The organism is Ruegeria sp. TASC047, assembly GCF_059612445.1.
In genome coordinates this window covers 15169-32712 of sequence record NZ_JBXWQP010000040.1, presented here as the reverse complement: position 1 = coordinate 32712, position 17544 = coordinate 15169, and the positions used below count along the sequence as shown (strand labels likewise).

General features: G+C 58.1%; 15 protein-coding genes. 12 read left to right on the top strand and 3 right to left on the bottom strand.

The annotated features are described in order from the left end of the window. Positions 1-97 precede the first annotated feature (97 nt). Together AC2FLO_RS15495 and AC2FLO_RS15490 are read right to left on the bottom strand one after the other, a co-directional pair. The gene (locus AC2FLO_RS15495; RefSeq protein WP_480585927.1) at positions 98-727 is read right to left on the bottom strand and encodes a glutathione S-transferase family protein; all 630 of its coding nucleotides are present in this window, start codon (positions 725-727) and stop codon (positions 98-100) included. Positions 728-746: 19 nt separating this feature from the next. Next, a complete protein-coding gene (locus tag AC2FLO_RS15490) occupies positions 747-1244 on the bottom strand; it encodes a class I SAM-dependent methyltransferase (protein WP_480585924.1) in 498 nt (165 codons plus the stop codon). 233 nt (positions 1245-1477) lie between these two features. Here AC2FLO_RS15490 and AC2FLO_RS15485 point away from each other — a divergent pair, with 233 nt between their 5' ends. From AC2FLO_RS15485 to AC2FLO_RS15465, 5 genes are read left to right on the top strand one after another with little or no spacing between them, the layout of a single operon-like run. Beyond that, positions 1478-3250, top strand: coding sequence for an ABC transporter ATP-binding protein (locus AC2FLO_RS15485; RefSeq protein ID WP_496753112.1), 1773 nt, complete (start codon positions 1478-1480; stop codon positions 3248-3250). Continuing rightward, on the top strand, positions 3243-5156 hold the full coding sequence (locus AC2FLO_RS15480; RefSeq protein ID WP_496753113.1) for an ABC transporter substrate-binding protein: 1914 nt from the start codon (positions 3243-3245) through the stop codon (positions 5154-5156). The genes AC2FLO_RS15485 and AC2FLO_RS15480 overlap by 8 nt, the downstream gene beginning before the upstream one ends. 14 nt (positions 5157-5170) lie before the next feature. Continuing rightward, complete coding sequence (locus tag AC2FLO_RS15475) at positions 5171-6199, top strand: ABC transporter permease (RefSeq protein WP_496753114.1); 1029 nt, start codon at positions 5171-5173, stop codon at positions 6197-6199. Continuing rightward, on the top strand, positions 6196-7350 hold the full coding sequence (locus AC2FLO_RS15470; protein ID WP_496753115.1) for an ABC transporter permease: 1155 nt from the start codon (positions 6196-6198) through the stop codon (positions 7348-7350). The genes AC2FLO_RS15475 and AC2FLO_RS15470 overlap by 4 nt, the downstream gene beginning before the upstream one ends. After that, positions 7347-8699, top strand: a complete 1353-nt coding sequence (locus AC2FLO_RS15465) for a CoA transferase (protein WP_496753116.1) — start codon at positions 7347-7349, stop codon at positions 8697-8699. Before AC2FLO_RS15470 ends, AC2FLO_RS15465 begins: the two co-directional genes overlap by 4 nt. 61 nt (positions 8700-8760) lie before the next feature. Here AC2FLO_RS15465 and AC2FLO_RS15460 read toward each other — a convergent pair whose 3' ends face one another. Next, positions 8761-11154 (bottom strand): mechanosensitive ion channel domain-containing protein, encoded by a 2394-nt coding sequence (locus AC2FLO_RS15460; RefSeq protein ID WP_496806807.1) that lies wholly within the window; start codon positions 11152-11154, stop codon positions 8761-8763. 106 nt (positions 11155-11260) lie between these two features. On the opposite strand from AC2FLO_RS15460, the gene AC2FLO_RS15455 reads away from it, so the two are divergent. Genes AC2FLO_RS15455 through AC2FLO_RS15425 form a run of 7 tightly spaced genes read left to right on the top strand, consistent with a single transcriptional unit; the run spans position 11261 to position 17539 of the window. Further along, positions 11261-11536 carry a hypothetical protein gene (locus AC2FLO_RS15455; protein ID WP_496811721.1) on the top strand — a complete coding sequence of 92 codons (276 nt, stop codon included), beginning with the start codon at positions 11261-11263 and terminating at the stop codon, positions 11534-11536. After that, a complete protein-coding gene (locus AC2FLO_RS15450) occupies positions 11533-12747 on the top strand; it encodes a glycosyltransferase family protein (protein ID WP_480484051.1) in 1215 nt (404 codons plus the stop codon). Before AC2FLO_RS15455 ends, AC2FLO_RS15450 begins: the two co-directional genes overlap by 4 nt. Then, complete coding sequence (locus tag AC2FLO_RS15445) at positions 12744-13991, top strand: glycosyltransferase family 4 protein (protein ID WP_496753117.1); 1248 nt, start codon at positions 12744-12746, stop codon at positions 13989-13991. Before AC2FLO_RS15450 ends, AC2FLO_RS15445 begins: the two co-directional genes overlap by 4 nt. Next, on the top strand, positions 13991-15067 hold the full coding sequence (locus AC2FLO_RS15440; RefSeq protein ID WP_496753118.1) for a glycosyltransferase family 4 protein: 1077 nt from the start codon (positions 13991-13993) through the stop codon (positions 15065-15067). The genes AC2FLO_RS15445 and AC2FLO_RS15440 overlap by 1 nt, the downstream gene beginning before the upstream one ends. Then, positions 15064-15648, top strand: coding sequence for a histidine phosphatase family protein (locus tag AC2FLO_RS15435; protein WP_496753119.1), 585 nt, complete (start codon positions 15064-15066; stop codon positions 15646-15648). The genes AC2FLO_RS15440 and AC2FLO_RS15435 overlap by 4 nt, the downstream gene beginning before the upstream one ends. After that, positions 15645-16787 (top strand): glycosyltransferase family protein, encoded by a 1143-nt coding sequence (locus AC2FLO_RS15430; RefSeq protein ID WP_496753120.1) that lies wholly within the window; start codon positions 15645-15647, stop codon positions 16785-16787. The genes AC2FLO_RS15435 and AC2FLO_RS15430 overlap by 4 nt, the downstream gene beginning before the upstream one ends. Further along, a complete protein-coding gene (locus AC2FLO_RS15425) occupies positions 16784-17539 on the top strand; it encodes a polysaccharide deacetylase family protein (protein WP_496753121.1) in 756 nt (251 codons plus the stop codon). The genes AC2FLO_RS15430 and AC2FLO_RS15425 overlap by 4 nt, the downstream gene beginning before the upstream one ends. Positions 17540-17544 lie beyond the last annotated feature (5 nt).

Here is a 17544-nt window from a genome sequence, read left to right as displayed (position 1 = left end):
AACAGAATCTGGGAAGACGCTAGTGGCACTGTTCAGTTCTGTCTAGACAATTCTGTACAGTGCGGAATGCGAGAACTCTGCCGCATGCTTTGAATACCTAAAGCTGCGCGCTTGGGCGGGCTTTCACGCTTTCAAACCAGACCTGCGTTCTTGTATTTCCTTCCGGTATCCGCGTCTTGATGACGCGCGCGAAATCGACAAAAACAAAAGTGGATATATCCGCCAGAGTGAATACATCGCCCGCAACATACGCGCTTTGCTTCAGCCGCGCCTCCAGCAGTTCAAAAAACGACGCAACCCGCTCGCGCCCACGCTGCGCCAGCTCAGGGATCTGCGCATGGTTAACAGGGCCGGGAATGGCACGGTCTTTGAACGCCGGATGGCTGTTGCGCAAAGCCTCAGCGATGGGTGCACCGCCCTGCTGCTCGGCAATTGCGTTCCACATCAAGACCAACCCTTTTTCATCAGCGGTACGGCCCATTAAGGACGGCTCGGGGAAACGCGCTTCAAGATACGCGGCGATGCCAAGATTTTCGGTCAGGACTGCGCCTTCATCCGTTACCAGAACCGGGATTGTGGCCCGGGGGTTCACTGCACGAAACTCAGTGCTCAACTGCGCGCCCTCGGCAATCGAGATTTCGTGCGTTTCGATGTCCAACCCTTTTTCCGCGATAAACATACGGGCACGGCGCGGGTTTGGGGCCGTAGAGCAATCGTAGAATATCATGCAGGCCCCTTCTCTCTGGTCAACGCCGATAGATGAAACAGCGCCCTTCGACGGCACCCTCGGGCAACGGCATTTCCTCCAGCGCCTCGAAATACATCCGGTCACTTGAAACCATTAATCCACCCGGTGCCAGCAAGGGCTCGATCAACGGGGAAACAAGCCGCGCAAAGATGTCGTTCTTTTCGCGATTATGCCCCCCAAGGTCTGCATGAATCAGGCTTGCTGTCGGTCCAAACCTGTCGACCGCCGCTGGCAGCGTCTCGCGCACATCCCCCAAGATCACCCGATCCTCGGGCGGGGTTGAATCAGGGTGCGAAGCCACCGCGCGTTCGAACACAAAGACAGGGCGTCCATCGATATGCTGCACAAGATGATGATAGGTGCGCCCATTGCCCAACCCCAGTTCAAACACCGGGCCAGCCATGCCTGCCGTTTGCGCAATCGCGTGATCCAGGCAGGCGCGCTGCGACACCATACGATCGATAAACAAGTCCAGACGGCTTTGATTCTCGGACACTGGCAAATATCTCCTTGATACCAATCGAAAGCATAGGTGCCCCCGACGCCGCCTTAGATGACAAATTCTCAAGACTTTGTGTAGCGACGAAGCCCAAAGTTTCACATTTTCGCGACATTTCAGCCCAAGAACGGGTTTGACTAGACAGGCGGAACCGCGCGACACTGACGAAAAAATCACGGGGAGTTGAAACGACCGATGTCACCAAGCGGCCAAACGGTTGGAAAGCCTGCATGAGCGCGTTGTTGTCTGTCAGAGACCTCAGCATCGGCTTTGGTGCGGGAAGTTCCGTGGTCACGGATGTGAATTTCGATGTCAAACCAGGAGAAACCTTGGCGCTGGTCGGTGAATCGGGATCGGGTAAAACCATCACGTGCCGGGCCGTCTTGCGGATTCTGCCGCGAACGGCGCAGATACGCAGCGGCACGATAACTTTGAATGATTCCAAAGGTACATGTAACCTGACAGCGGTCAGCGAACGAGAAATGCGCGGCATTCGTGGCAATCGCGTTTCGATGATCTTTCAGGAACCCATGCGATCGCTGTCACCTCTGCACAAGATTGGGAATCAGGTCAGTGAAGTCTTGTGGCTCCATCGTGGGCTTTCCGAGTCCGAGGCGCGCAAAAAGGTCCTGACACAGTTCGAGCGCGTGGGCTTTCCAGATCCGCAGCGTGCCTATGACTCCTACCCGTTCGAGCTGTCGGGCGGAATGCGCCAACGCGCCATGATTGCGATGGCAATGGTATCCAAACCCGAACTGCTGATCGCGGATGAGCCAACCACCGCGCTGGATGTGACCACGCAAGCGCAGGTTCTGGGGCTGATCAAGGAATTGCAGCGCGAGACCGGCATGGCGCTTATTCTGGTGACCCATGATCTGGGCGTGGTTGCCAACATGGCCGAACAGGTTGTGGTCATGCACAAGGGCCGCATTATGGAGGCTGGCCCGGCCGCACCAATCCTGACCTCCCCCGCACATCCATATACCAAACAACTGTTTGATGCTGCACCGGAAATTCCAGATCAGGATGCTGTGGGTATACCGATGCCGGACGACGATCTGATCCTTCAGATGAAGGGTGTCTCCAAAACCTACACGATGCGGTCCAGCAAAGGGTGGCAGGCCGACAAGGAAATCTATGCGTGCAAAGGGGTCGATCTGAATTTGGCACGCGGCAAGACGCTGGCCATTGTCGGTGAAAGCGGATCAGGTAAAACAACAGCCGCGCGGATCGCATTGGGTGCGGAACTGCCCGATCCCGGTGGAGAAGTCCTGTTTCGCACCGTGCCGAATGCCGATCCCATCACAGTGCACAACATGACCCGCGCTCAGCGTACGGCGTTTCAGCGCAATGCGCAGATGGTGTTTCAGGATCCCTACAGCTCGCTCAGCCCGCGGATGCGCATTCAGGACGCGATGACCGAGCCGCTGGAAATTCACCGTATCGGAACAACGGCCGAGCAGCGCGACAAGGCCGCCGAGATGTTGCAACGCGTCGGCCTGACAGCCGACATGCTGAAACGCTATCCACACGCCTTTTCGGGGGGCCAGCGGCAACGTCTGTCGATAGCCCGCGCCATGATGCTCGACCCGCAGCTCATCGTGTGTGACGAACCCACCTCGGCGCTGGACGTATCGGTACAAGAGCAGATTCTGACCCTGTTGGAAAACCTGCAGGACAGCCTGAACCTGTCCTATCTGTTCATCTCGCACGATCTGGCTGTGGTCGCGCGGATCGCCGACGAAGTTGCCGTGATGCGTCGCGGCCTGATCGTCGAGCAAGCACCGCCCGAAACTCTTTTCTACAATCCGCGCCACCCCTACACCAAAGCGCTGATTGCCGCTCAACCCGAACCCGACATCAATCGCCCGATCGACCTGCAAGTGGTTTCCTTGGGCGCCGGCGCGCCGGACAGTTGGGATGAAGCCTTTCGTTTCTCGGACACCGTGATACCCTCATTGGTGGAATTGGAACCGGGCCATAAGGTACGTTGCCATGTTTAAGACCACTCGCCCTCTGATCCTGGCCGCTTCGCTGGCGCTCATCGGGATGCTGCCCGCCACGGCAGAGACAATCCCGACGCCGCAGGAAAGCGCGTTCTGGAACGCGGAAGTAGAAGCGGGCAATCTGCCACCCGTTCAAGAGCGCCTGCCAGCGGACCCGCTGATTGTAGATCTGGCAGCAAAAAGTCGCGAGTTCGGCAAACAGGGCGGCACCCTGCGCACCATGATCACGCGGTCCAAAGATATCCGCCAGATGGTTGTCTATGGCTATGCCCGGCTGGTCGGATTCGACCAGAACTACGAGATTATCCCCGATTTGCTGGCGTCGTTTGAAAACGAAGACGGCCGCAAGTTCACCCTGAAACTGCGCGAAGGGCACAAATGGTCAGACGGTTCTCCGTTTACGTCGGAAGATTTCCGCTATTGGTGGGAAGACGTTGCCAACAACAAATTGCTCAGCCCGTCAGGCCCGCCGGATTTTCTGATTGTCGAAGGCAAATCACCCACCGTTACCTTCCCGGATGAAACCACGGTGATTTTCGAATGGGAGGACCCTAACCCGGGTTTTCTACAATCGCTGGCTCAGGCAAGACCGCCCTTTATCTATCGCCCAGCAGCTTTCCTGAAACGATATCACGAGAAATATGCCGACCCCGAGGAACTTGCCTTTCTGGTCGACGATGCCCGCGTGAAAAGCTGGGCCGCGCTGCACAACAAGCTCGACAACCTGTACAAGTTCGACAATCACGAATTACCCACATTGCAACCCTGGTTGAACGCAAGTTCCGGCAAGAAAATCCGCCACAATTTCGTACGTAACCCCTATTACCACCGCATCGACAGCAAAGGGGTTCAACTGCCCTATATCGATGTGGTCGAGATGGAGATTGTTGCCCCCGGTCTGGTCGCTGCCAAAACCAATGCAGGGGAAAGCGACCTGCAAGGCCGGGGTCTGGATTTCCGCGACGCTTCGATCCTGAAAAAAGGCGAGGCGCAAGGCGGATACAAGACATTACTGTGGAAAACCGGCGTTGCATCGCAAATCGCGATCTATCCGAACCTCAATTTCGAGGATGACGTCTGGCGCGAAGTGTTGCGTGACGTCCGTGTGCGGCGCGCCCTGTCCCTTGCCATCGACCGCGAGACAATCAATCAGGCTTTGTATTTCAAGCTTGCGCATCCCGGCGCAATGTCGGTTCTGCCTGCCTCGCCCTTTTACGATGAAAAGAATGCCACGGCATGGGCCGGTTACGATGTCGGGCAGGCCAATGCGTTGCTGGATGAGGTCGGCCTGACCGAGCGCGACAAAAACGGTATTCGCCTGTTACCGGACGGCCGTCCTATGGAACTGGTGATCGAAACCGCTGGCGAGCGGCAAGAGGTTGAAAACGCCCTGCAAATCGTTACTGACACCTGGCGCGAGATCGGGGTCAAGCTGGTTATGCGCCCATTGGATCGCGATATCCTGCGCAACCGGGTGTTTGCCGGAAACTCGATGGCATCGGTCTGGTATGGATGGGATGACGGTATCCCGCAGGCGCACACGTCCCCGGCGTATCTGGCACCCACCGATCAGGTCTTCCTGGCCTGGCCTAAATGGGGCCAGTTTTACCAGACAGGTGGTGAAGCCGGGGAAGCCCCCGACATGCCCGAGGCAGAACGCCTGATGCAACTGGCCCATGACTGGGAGGTCGCAACTACCGATGACGAACGCAAGGAAGTCTGGACTGAGATGCTGAGAATCCACGCCGACCAGCTTTTTGCCATCGGTATCCTGAACGGAGCACCCCAACCCATTGTCGTGTCGAACCGTCTGCGCAATGTGCCGGAACAGGCCATGTGGGCATGGGAGCCCGGTGCGCATTTCGGCGTTCACCGCCCGGATGAGTTCTTTTTCGACGACTAAGCAGGAGCAGCTAAATGGTCATGCTGCGCTATGCGGTGTATCGCTTTTTCACGATGCTGCTGACATTGTTGGTGGTCTCGGTCCTGATTTTCATAATCATCAACCTGCCGCCCGGTGATTACCTGAGCAACCAGATTGCCGAGCTTCAGGCTTCGGGCCAGTCAGCGGGTGTCGCCAAGGCCGAGTTTTTGCGCGCCGAGTACGCTCTGGATCGCCCTATGTGGGAACAGTATCTGATCTGGGTGGGCTTCTGGCCGGGACCGCACGGATTTTCAGGTCTGATCCAAGGCAATTACGGCTGGTCCTTTGAATTTGACCGACCTGTATCGGAGATCGTGGGGGACACGCTTTGGTTGACGGTCGTCGTCAACCTGGCCGCGATCCTGTTTGTATATGCCGTTGCCCTTCCCCTGGGTGTTGTTGCAGCTGCGCGATCACGGACGTGGATTGATTACACCTCGGCTTTTGTGGGTTATCTTGGGCTGGCGACCCCAAACTTCCTGCTGGCCCTGATCCTGTTTTACTACGGGCATCGGTATTTCAACCTGCCTATCGGCGGCCTGATGGACCCGCAATTCGAAGGTCAGCCGCTGAGTTGGGACAAGATAAAATCCATTCTCATCCACCTGATCGTTCCGACTTTTGTCATCGGAACCTCGGGCGCATCGGCGATGATGCAGCGCCTGCGGGCAAATATGCTCGATGAACTGGGTAAGCCCTATGTGGAAACGGCCATTGCCAAGGGCATGGCCCCGGCACGGATGCTGACAAAATATCCACTGCGAGTGGCATTCAACCCGTTCGTTGCGGATATCGGTAACCTTCTGCCGTCAATGGTATCAGGATCGGTTCTGGTTTCAGTTGTTCTGGGCTTGCAAACCATCGGGCCGACTTTGCTGACAGCACTGAAAACGCAGGACCAATTCCTGTCCGCGTTTATCCTTATGTTTGTCGCGCTGCTGACGCTTATCGGCACGATGATCTCGGATATTCTGCTGGTCATGCTGGACCCTCGTATACGGTATGAGGGGCGCGAAGCATGACCGACACTTCTGACAACCGCTACGTCGATGACGCGCCCTTTGATCCGCAGGCGTCAATACAGCAACTGGAACGCGCCGATCTGGATGCCCCCAACTGGGTGTTGGTCTGGCGCAAGTTCCGCACGCATAAGCTGGGCCTGATCTCAGGCATTTTCCTGTTGCTGTGCTACCTGATGCTGCCATTTGCCGGTTTCATCGCGCCTTATGGCCCGAATGACCGGAACGGAGAGCATCTGTATGCGCCACCGCAATCGGTGAACTGGTTTTACGACGGCGCTTTTATCGGCCCCCATGTTTTTCCAATCGTCGCCGAGGCGGATCTGGAAACCTTCCAGTGGAAGTTCGTCCCTGATACCGACGACCCGCGCCCAATCCGGTTCTTCTGTGAAGGGTCCGAATATCGACTTGCGGGTCTTATCAAGACAGACAGGCATCTTTTCTGCGCGCCGGATGGTGCCACCTTGTTCCTGTGGGGTTCCGACAGACTGGGTCGCGATATCTTCAGCCGCATCCTCTATGGGGCGCAGCTGTCGCTGACCGTGGGGCTGATCGGTATTTCGGTATCATTCTTTCTAGGTATCCTGTTCGGCTCGATGGCCGGCTATTTCGGTGGGCGCATTGACTGGGTCATCAACCGGGTCATCGAAATCCTGCGTTCACTGCCGGAACTGCCGCTGTGGCTGGCACTGTCTGCCGCCGTGCCATCGAACTGGAGCCCGGTTGCCGTATTCTTCATCATTTCGATCATCCTCGGCATCCTCGACTGGCCCGGGCTGGCGCGTTCAGTCCGTGCCAAGTTCCTGTCACTACGCGAGGAAGAATATGTAAGGGCCGCGGAAATGATGGGCGCAAGCTCGGGCCGGGTGATCCGTAAGCACTTATTGCCGAATTTCATGTCTCATTTGATTGCATCTGCCACCCTGTCGATCCCGGCAATGATACTTGGGGAAACGGCGCTTAGCTTTCTTGGCCTGGGCCTTCGTGCACCAGCGGTCAGTTGGGGTGTGATGCTGAATGACGCGCAAAACCTCGCATCGATTGAGATCTACCCCTGGACGGCAATCCCGATGCTGCCGATCATCGTGATCGTACTGGCTTTCAACTTTCTGGGTGACGGGTTGCGCGACAGCCTTGATCCTTATCAGCAATGAGCCCTCTTGCTACCCTTCCCGCCGCCGACCGATATCGCAAGGTCGGCACAGGTGCTCTGCCAAGTGCTTTTGCCGTCTCCGAACTGGCGACGGCCAGCTTTGCAGCCGTTGGGCAAGAGATGGCCCGCTTTATGCGGGCGCTGAACCTGACCCAAAACGCCCCCGAGATCGCCATCGACCACCGGCTGGCATCGTTGTGGTTCAGCTATTCCTTCAAGCCCGATGGCTGGGAAATGCCAAACCTTTGGGATGCGGTCGCGGGGGACTACAGGGCCTCAGATGGCTGGATCAGGCTGCACACCAACCTTCTGCGCCATCGCGCAGCAGCGATGAAGGTTCTCGGCACCCCGCCAGAGCGTGAAGCTGTGGCAAAAGCCGTCAGAACCCGGGCCATATCCGATTTGGAAACCGATATTGTGGCCGAAGGCGGCGTGGCCGCTGCCATGCGCAGCCGGACCGAGTGGCTTGAACATCCGCAGGGCCGCGCTGTATCGCGCGACCCGTTGATTGGCTGGCAAGGCCCCCGGTACGTCAAGCTGCGCGAGAGACCGCAGGCAACCCCTGCAAGACCTCTTGCCGGGTTGCGGGTTCTTGACCTTACACGCGTTCTGGCAGGTCCGGTATCGACACGCACATTGGCCGGTTTCGGGGCCGAGGTTCTGCGGATCGATCCGCCCGGTTGGGACGAACCCGGTGTGATCCCCGACATTTCACTTGGAAAACACTGCGCCTATCTCGATCTGAAATCGACCAATGGCATGGAACGGCTGCAAGAACTTCTGCCCCAAGCGGATGTGTTCGTACACGGGTACCGGCCCGGCGCTTTGGATGCGCTTGGCCTGACCCGCGCCAAGCGCGATGAACTGGCACCGAACAGGGTCGAGGTGACGCTGAATGCCTATGGCTGGCAAGGCCCCTGGTCGACTCGGCGCGGGTTTGACAGCCTTGTCCAGATGAGCGCGGGAATTGCGCATGCGGGCATGGGATGGGCTGACGCAGACAAACCGACGCCGTTGCCGGTTCAGGCTTTGGACCACGCGACCGGCTATCTGATGGCCGCCGCCGTCCTTTCCGCATTGGCCGAGGCCGCGTCGGGCAATTCCATCATGCATGCGCATCTGTCCCTTGCCCGCACCGCCGAGCTATTGGCGGTTCTCGGCAAAGACGACGTCGAGGCCGAGCCCATTCGCCCGATACCCACGGATTACTTGCCTGCGACAGAAGCCTCGGGCTGGGGACCGGGGCACCGTCTCAGACCAGCGCTTAGCCTCGGTGAAACTGCGCTGCAATGGGATTTACCGGCGTCGAAACTGGGCACATCCGAACCGGTCTGGCCCTTCGTTTCCTAGTGACCCAGCTCTTTCGGTGGCACCTCATCCGAGGCGCAATTCAAAGCGACGGAAGGCCTTGCTATCGGTCGTCACCGCCCGGTCCGATATCGTCCAGATAATCCTCGTCGATCGCGGCCTGAACAGCCCCCGTCACGGCTTCACGCTGTTTCGGCGTCAGGTCTTCCGCTTCCTTGCCATCCGCCAATCTTACAGTGACCTCGCGATGTGCAAACTTGATCCCTTCGCGCGCGAACAGCTCGCGAATGTCCTGATAGACCTTCTTGCGCACCAGCCATTGATCACCCGGTTTCGTCATGAACTTGACCCGGATAATCATCGCCGAATCCTGCATCTCGATCACGCCCTGCGACTTTAGCGGCTGGATGAAATTGTCTCCGATTACAGGATCGGTCAACAACTCCTGTCCCAGTTTCTTGATCAGTTTGCGGACCTTCTCGACATCGGTGTCATAGGTCACGCGCAGCGGCAGCTTCATAATCACCCAATCGCGCGAGTAGTTGGTCAGCACTTTGATCTCACCAAAGGGAATGGTGTTCAGCGCACCCAGATGGTGGCGCAGTTGCATGGATCTGACCGAGATTTTCTCGACCGTGCCTTTCACATCCCCAATGTCGATATATTCTCCTTTCCGGAACGCATCATCCAACAAGAAGAATGCGCCGGAAAAAATGTCGCGCACCAGCGTTTGTGACCCGAACCCCACGGCCAAACCAACCACACCGGCACCCGCAAACAGCGGGCTGACGTTAATACCCAGTTCCATCAGGACTATCAGAACGATTGTAACCACGACAACGGCCAGAATTGCGCCCCGGAAAAGCGGCAACAACGTTGCCAGACGGCTTTGCCCGCCTTCGCCACCTTCGTCGCCTAGTTCAACCTCGGTGCCATCGTCGGATTCTTCAGCGATTTTGCTGTCGATCCAAATCCGAAAGAAGTGAAACAGGATGTACCCGATGAACAGGACAACCATCACATCCAGCGCACGTTCAACCGGCAGATCCTCGCTCCAGTCTGCGTTCGGATACCATATCACGACAAGCGCATAAGCCCCGAGCACGAAAGCCAGAATTCCGGCTACCCGGCGGGCCAGGTCTTCATAAGTCAGAAGATGCTGCTTCGGTTGTTCGGGCTCGGATATTTCCGTCGCCACGACCCCTTCATCCGCTGCGGCGGCTTCCCCGTTTATTTCGCTAATCATGCGCGAGCGGTCAAAATATCGCTCCAGCAGATAGTTCATTGCACCATAGGCCACGACCACGGACATGAAGATCATGTAGCTGCTTGCAATCAGCGGCAGCGGCGTCGGATGCTCCAGCGCCAGATCAACAGCCAGACGGAACCAGCTGAACACGACATAGATGATCAATGCCGGTGCCCAGCCAAAAGACACAAACCGCAACAGCCATGACACCTGTTCGGATGCCCGCCCACCCCGGATCGCATTCGAGATTGCACGGGCGTTGAACAGGATCATCAGTATATTGCCCAGCGCGCCCAGCATCGTCAGACCGCCATACACCATGGCGTAGACGTTGTAATTCAGTCCAAAATCCGCGACCCAGGTAGAAAACAGAACGACCGAAATGTCATAGGTCGCCAGCACGGACGCCCAAATATACAGCCTGCGCGCATTCTTGTCCGAAAAGGGCGGTAATCGATATTGGCTCAGATAAGGTGACAGGACCATGCGCCAAAGGTCCGACACCGTGCGCGACAGGAAAAAGGCCGTAAAGATGGCCGTGATCGTGAACTGGACCGAGATATCCTCGGCCTCGCCGAAGATCAGGTACCCAACGATCAAAGCCATGATCATGGCAAAGATCGTGGCACCGATCCCCATCAGGAACCGGAACAGCAGGAACGGCATCTTTTCCCGATACCCCTGCGGGTCGTCCTTGATCCGCGCCACCACCCAGCGGCGCGCGAACCGCTTCCCGTATATCTCGATCGACAGCCACCGCCCAAGTAACAGGAACAGGATATTCCAGCCCAACACCTCGACATAGGTCTGAATTCGGCCATCCGGGCTGGTCTGACGCAGGATGTATTGTACTTCAAAAATAGAATAGGGCAGCGCCTCGAGCCTGGATTGCATCGACTCACGAAACTTCGAGAACCGCTCTTGCGCCTTCATCAGCTGTGAGCCGTCACCCATCGGGTTGCTCGAATCGCTGGCCGCGCCCCCCGAACCTGCATCCTTGCCACCTGTCGTTGTCACAACCTGACCGGCACTGTCGATGACAATGAGACTCGCGCCCGCATCGCTGGCCGCGCGGATTGCAGCGGCCAAATCACTTTCCTTGTCGGCCTCAGACGAACTGCCCGACCCTGAGGGATATCCGGGAATCAAGGATGACTGCGCCAATGCACCATTAGGAACGCCCAGAACAATGGCCCACAACGCAAAGAACAATACGGCCAGAAAATCATTTCTCATCGGGTCTTGCATCCAGTTTTCCTGATGTTGGTCAGATTACAGAAGCATTTCAGGCAGTTCAAACACTCGCATCAAACCGTCTCGATATCGTGTTAGGACGTGTTCTTGGCGCACTCTGATGTCTGCAGGTGTTTTCAATCTTTCGAAAATTGAATATGACCAAGCAAAAGTTTCAGGTTCGCCCCGACTGTCAACATCGGTTTTTTTTGGCGACCTTGCCTGGCGGTGGCGCGATATGTCGCGAAACAGTCAATACGCTGTTGCCAAATCGCAATGCTTGAAACATTTGCAAGTACGCAAATCCGCCTTTGGCAAGCGTGGCATTGAAATATACGGTAACGCTTGCGAACGCGCGGATTTCGCTCTGGGATCAAGAAGACGGGCAACACTATGAGCCTTGGCACAACCAATTCTAAACCGGACCGCGCGCCGCGTATCCTGTTTTACAGCCACGACACGTTCGGTCTGGGGCATTTGCGCCGGTCCCGTGCCTTGGCTGCGGCAATCACACAAGCGGACCCAAGCGCTTCGGCACTGATCCTGACGGGCTCGCCCGTGGCCGGGCGTTTTACCTTTCCGCGCCGCGTTGACCATGTGCGCCTGCCCGGTGTGACCAAGCGTGCGGACGGCTCGTATGCCGCGCGCACAATCGGAATGGGGATCGACGAAGTTACCGAATTGCGTGCGGGATTGATCCAGACCGCGGTTCAGCAATTCGACCCCGACGTGTTGGTCGTCGACAAGGAACCGACAGGGTTCCGGGGTGAGCTGCTGCCAACACTGAAATACCTCGAACGCCATTGCGGAACGAAACTGGTTTTGGGCCTGCGTGATGTGCTGGACGAACCCGAAGTGCTGGCCGCTGAATGGGCGCGCAAAGAAGCCATCGAGGCGACCGAGCGGTTCTATCATGAAATCTGGGTTTACGGATCGCAATCGATCTATGATCCGACGCAAGGCTTGCCGTTGAGTGCGTCAGCGCGATCCCGCATTCACTGGACGGGATATCTGCGCCGCGATCTCGGCCCGGTCGGTGAACCGCCTCAGCAACCTTATATCCTGATCACACCCGGTGGCGGTGGCGATGGCAAGGCACTGGTCAACCTCGTGCTATCTGCCTACGAGAAAGACCCAGACCTGTCGCCGCGTGCTGTGCTGGTCTATGGCCCATTCCTGTCGGGTGAATTGCGCAACGATTTCGAAGCACGGGTTGCCGCATTGAATGGTCGTGTAACTGCGGTTGGGTTTGAATCGCAGATCGAAACACTGTTTGCAGGGGCCGAAGGCGTGGTCTGCATGGGCGGCTACAACACGTTTTGCGAGGTCCTGTCCTTTGACAAACGGGCCGTCATTGTTCCACGTACCACACCCCGTCTGGAACAGTGGATACGGGCCTCACGCGCAGAAGAGCTGGGGCTGGTCAAGATGCTGGACGAACAACGCGACAGCCTGACACCCGACGCAATGATCCGTGCCATCCGCAACCTGCCGCACCAATCTGTGCCGTCGCAGGCCATCCAAAGCGGATTGCTGGATGGTTTGGACTATGTCACCGACCGCATTGACAGCCTGCTGACACGGGAACAGAAACGAGCCACTGGATGAACTCGGCCTCTCCCAATCTGGCGGTTGTGGTCAAAGGCTGGCCGCGACTGTCCGAAACATTTATCGCGCAGGAACTTGTTGCCTTGCAGGAAGCCGGGCACCGATTTGACATCTGGTCTCTGCGCCATCCCACCGACACCAAACGTCACCCTTTGCACGACCGCTTCTCGGGGCAGGTTCGCTATCTTCCAGAATACCTGCATGAGGAGCCAAAGCGGGTGTGGACGGCCCGCGCTGCCGCCCAAGACCTGCCCGGCTATGCCGAAGCCTACAAGATCTGGCGGCACGACCTGCGCCGCGACCCGACGCCGAACCGCATCCGCCGGTTCGGGCAAGCATGTGTTCTGGCCGCCGAGTTACCCGCCCAGACGCAGGGGCTCTATGCCCATTTCATGCACACCCCCTCGTCGGTCGCCCGATATGCGGCCATCATACGCGGTCTGCCATGGAGCTTTTCTGCCCATGCCAAGGATATCTGGACCTCACCGGATTGGGAAAAGCGTGAAAAGCTGCAGGCCGCAACGTATGGGGCCGCTTTCGGGGCCACCTGCACGGCAATCGGCGCGGAACACCTGCGCAGCCTCGCTGATGACCCCAACCGCGTGGAGCTTATCTATCACGGTCTGGACCTGTCGCGCTTCCCCGAACCGCCAAAACGCAGGATACGCGCCGCTGGCGATCCGTTTCACATGATTTCCGTTGGACGACTGGTTGAAAAGAAGGGCTTTGACCGTCTTATTGCGGCCTTCACACTGCTGCCGGAAAACCTGAACTGGCATTGGACCCACATTGGCGGCGGGGGTCTTGGGGACACTCTGCACACACAGGCGCGCGCTGCTGGTATCGCGAACCGCATCACCTGGAGGGGGGCCTGCGATCAGCCGGAGGTGATCGAAGCCATGCGCAGGGCCGACCTGTTTGTCCTGCCCAGCCGTATTGCTGCGGACGGGGATCGTGACGGATTGCCGAACGTGTTTATGGAGGCCGCGTCCCAGCTATTGCCGATCCTGTCGACACCGGTTTCGGCCATCCCGGAATTCATCCAATCCGGAACACATGGCGTATTGTCTGATGACGACCCGGCTGCATTGGCTTCGGCCATTTCAGCTCTGGCCGCTGATCCGGAAACGGCAGCAACTATGGCGCGTGCAGCCTATGACCGTCTGATTGCAGATTTTCGAATGGACCCTGGTATTGCACGGCTGTCCGCACGGCTGAAAACCCTGAGCATGGAAGACGCGTAATGGCGCGGGTTGCGTTTTATGCGCCAATGAAATCCCCCGGCAGCCAGAAACCCTCAGGCGACCGCGAAATGGCGCGAAACCTGATGCTCGCCTTGGCGGCGCAAGGGGATAAGGTCGAACTGGCCTCGGACCTGCGCATCTATGACAAGAACGGGGACCGGGACCTACAGCAAACCCTTGTTCGCGCGGCTGAGAATGAAGCACAGCGGCTGAACGCCGAGTTGCCCTTTGATACAGATCTTTGGGTGACTTATCACAATTACTACAAAGCACCCGACCTGCTTGGCCCCAAGATCTGCCAAGCGCGCGGCATTCCGTATGTGCAACTGGAAAGCACGCGCGCATCAAGCAGGCTGAACGGGCCGTGGGCCGATTTCGCCCAAGCGGCGCATCAGGCGTGTGATGCAGCGGATATCATTTTCTACCACACAGCCAATGACCTGATTACGTTGGAACGGGACCGTTTTGGCAAGCAGGCACTGGTTGAATTGCCGCCATTTCTGCCTGAAACCGTGTTGCCTGTGGCAACGACCGGGGACGGCCCCATGCTTACTGTCGGAATGATGCGGCATGGGGACAAGCTGGCATCCTACCGGATTTTGGCAGAAGCCCTTTCGCACCTGACATGTGACTGGAACCTGAACATCGCGGGGGACGGACCGGCGCGGCCGGATGTTGAAGCGTTGATGGTGCCGTTCGGAAGCCGGGTGCACTTTCTGGGCCAGCTCGACCGGGCGGCCTTGCAGAAAATCTACCAACACGCATCCCTGCTTGTCTGGCCGGGCGTGAACGAAGCCTATGGGATGGTCTATCTCGAGGCGCAGGCGACAGGCCTGCCCGTGATCGCACAGGACCGCCCCGGCGTTCGGGATGTGCTGGCACCTGCGGTTTACCCATCGTTTGATGCTGAGGCCAAAGGGCTTGCCGATCACATGCAAAACCTGCTGGAGGATACCGCGCAGCGCCATGCGCTTGGGGCGAATGCGCGCAGCTATGTGGCCCGGCGCCATCTTATGCCTCAGGCGACCGGGCAGTTGTGGGCGCATCTACGGCCCTTGTTGAAGGATGTATCATGACCCGTCTTGCACTGCTTCGCCACGGGCATACCCACTGGAACCGCGCAGGGCGCATTCAGGGGCGCAGTGATATTCCACTGGATGACGACGCGCGGTCTGAACTGGCCGGGTATCGCTTGCCTGACCCATGGGCCGCCGCTGATATCTGGTCCAGCCCGTTGCTGCGCGCCAGTGAAACGGCGCGGATCGTGTCTGGGCGCGCAACAAAAACCTCGGACGCGCTGACCGAAATGAATTGGGGCGACTGGGAGGGGCTTCGAGGTGTCGACCTGATCGCCGATGAAACCAGCGGGTATCGCCATATCGAAGACTGGAGCTGGGATTTTCGCCCGCCTCACGGTGAAAGCCCTGCCGAGGTTTGGACTAGGCTGCGCCCCTGGGTGTCCGGACTGCGACAGGATACAGTCGCGGTCTGCCATATTGGCATCATGCGGGTCATTCTCGCCCAGGCGTGGGGTTGGGATTTTGATGGTCCCGCCCCCTTCAAGATCAAGCGCAATCGGCTGTATATCGTTGATATGGACACAATGACCGCAGACCCGGACCCCGTTCGCCTGATCAAACATGGGCCGATGCCATGAAGGTGATGATCGTTGTCACGCACCTTTTGGGAACAGGGCATCTAAGCCGGGCCCTGACGTTGGGCCGGGCGTTCCGGGATGACGGCCACCAAGTCATGGTCGTTTCAGGCGGGATGCCTGCGCCTCAACTGGACAGCAGCGGGCTAACCCTGTTCGGTTTGCCGCCGCTCAGATCAGATGGAACCAATTTCACCCGGCTTCTGACTGAAAGCGGCGTCGAGGCTGACGCGGATTATCAGCGCGCGCGTGTGACAGCCATGGTGCAGGCGGTAAACAGCTTTCAGCCGCAAATCCTGATAACCGAGCTTTACCCCTTTGGTCGCCGGTCGCTGGCAGCGGAATTCGACGCGGCCCTGAATGCGGCACGGGCCCTGCCTCAGCCTCCGGTCATCCTGGGATCGATCCGGGATATTCTGGCCCCGCCTTCCAAACCTGCCAAGGCCCAGCGGACAGAAGATATCGTCACCCGCCTTTATGACGGCATTCTTGTTCACTCGACCGAAAGTGTCACACCGCTTTCGGTCAGTTGGCCGGTGTCTGACCGATTGGCGGAACGGTTGCATTATACCGGCTTTGTTGCGCCTGAGTTGCCTCAACCGCATCCTGATGCCGTTGGGCAGGGCGAAATCCTTGTCAGTGCCGGCGGCGGTTCTGTGGGGCAACCGATCTTTCGCGCGGCCATCGAGGCCGCCCGCCAGATGCCCAACAGGCGTTGGCACCTGCTGGTCGGTGGGACGGATGCCAAAGCGAGAATAGCCGAGCTGTCCCAACTGGCCGAAGGAACCTCGGCAATTCTGGAGCCCGTGCGCCCGGATTTTCGCCAGATGCTGCCCCATGCGGCGGCATCGGTCAGCATGTGCGGCTACAACACCGCCATGGATATTCTGCAAAGCGGAACACCCACTGTTTTTGTCCCATTCGATGATGGCAAAGAGGTTGAACAGGGGCTGCGTGGGCAAAGCCTGTCGAGTTTGCCAGCCATCGAGGTGCTTCTCAGCCGAACCCTGAGCGGGCAGGCGATGGCGCAGGCCGTAGAGCGCGTCATTTCAGATGGACCCCGCGCACAGCAAGATTTCGGATTTGATGGCGCGGCCCAAACCGTAGAGATCGCCAAACACCTGTTGGAACGGCGTAAATGAACCCGGACTGGTACCCACTTGAGGTCGAACTGACCCATTGGCATGCAGCGGGCCTTTCGTTGCCGCTGTGGTGGCGAGACGATGACGCGATCGACCTGACACCACAGTTGGACCGGCTGTCCGATCTGGCCACGCAGTTGGGCCTGCCGGTACATCTGGCCGTCATTCCACACGCGGCAACCCCTGCGCTGGCTAACTATGTTGCGCGCGGCGAAACTCTCATCCCTGTGGTTCACGGGTGGTCCCACAAGAACCATGCGCCCGCCAGTGAGAAGAAAGCCGAGTTTCGCCTCAACCGTCCGTTGGACGAGGTTGTTGCCGATGCCGCGGCAGGACTGTCACGCCTTGACGCCTTGTTCGGCAACACCCTGCGGCCGATGTTTGTCCCTCCGTGGAACCGCATTGCACCAGAAGTAATCAAACATCTTCCATCGCTGGGATACCGCATTCTTTCCACAGCAACACCCCGCAGAACAAAAATGGCGACGGTGGGGCTTGAGCAGGTCAACACACATCTTGACCCGATTGACTGGCGAGGTACACGCGGTCTGAACTCTCCAGATCGCCTGATCGCTCAGACAGTTAACCTCCTGCGGGACAGGCGTGAAGGCCGCGCAGACAACGACGAGCCTTTTGGAGTATTGACCCATCACCTGGTCCATGATCAGGACATCTGGGCCTTTACCGAGGCGTTGCTGAAACATCTGCTGGACGGTCCTGCCACACCCTGGGTCGCACCAAAGAACGAATAAGGACA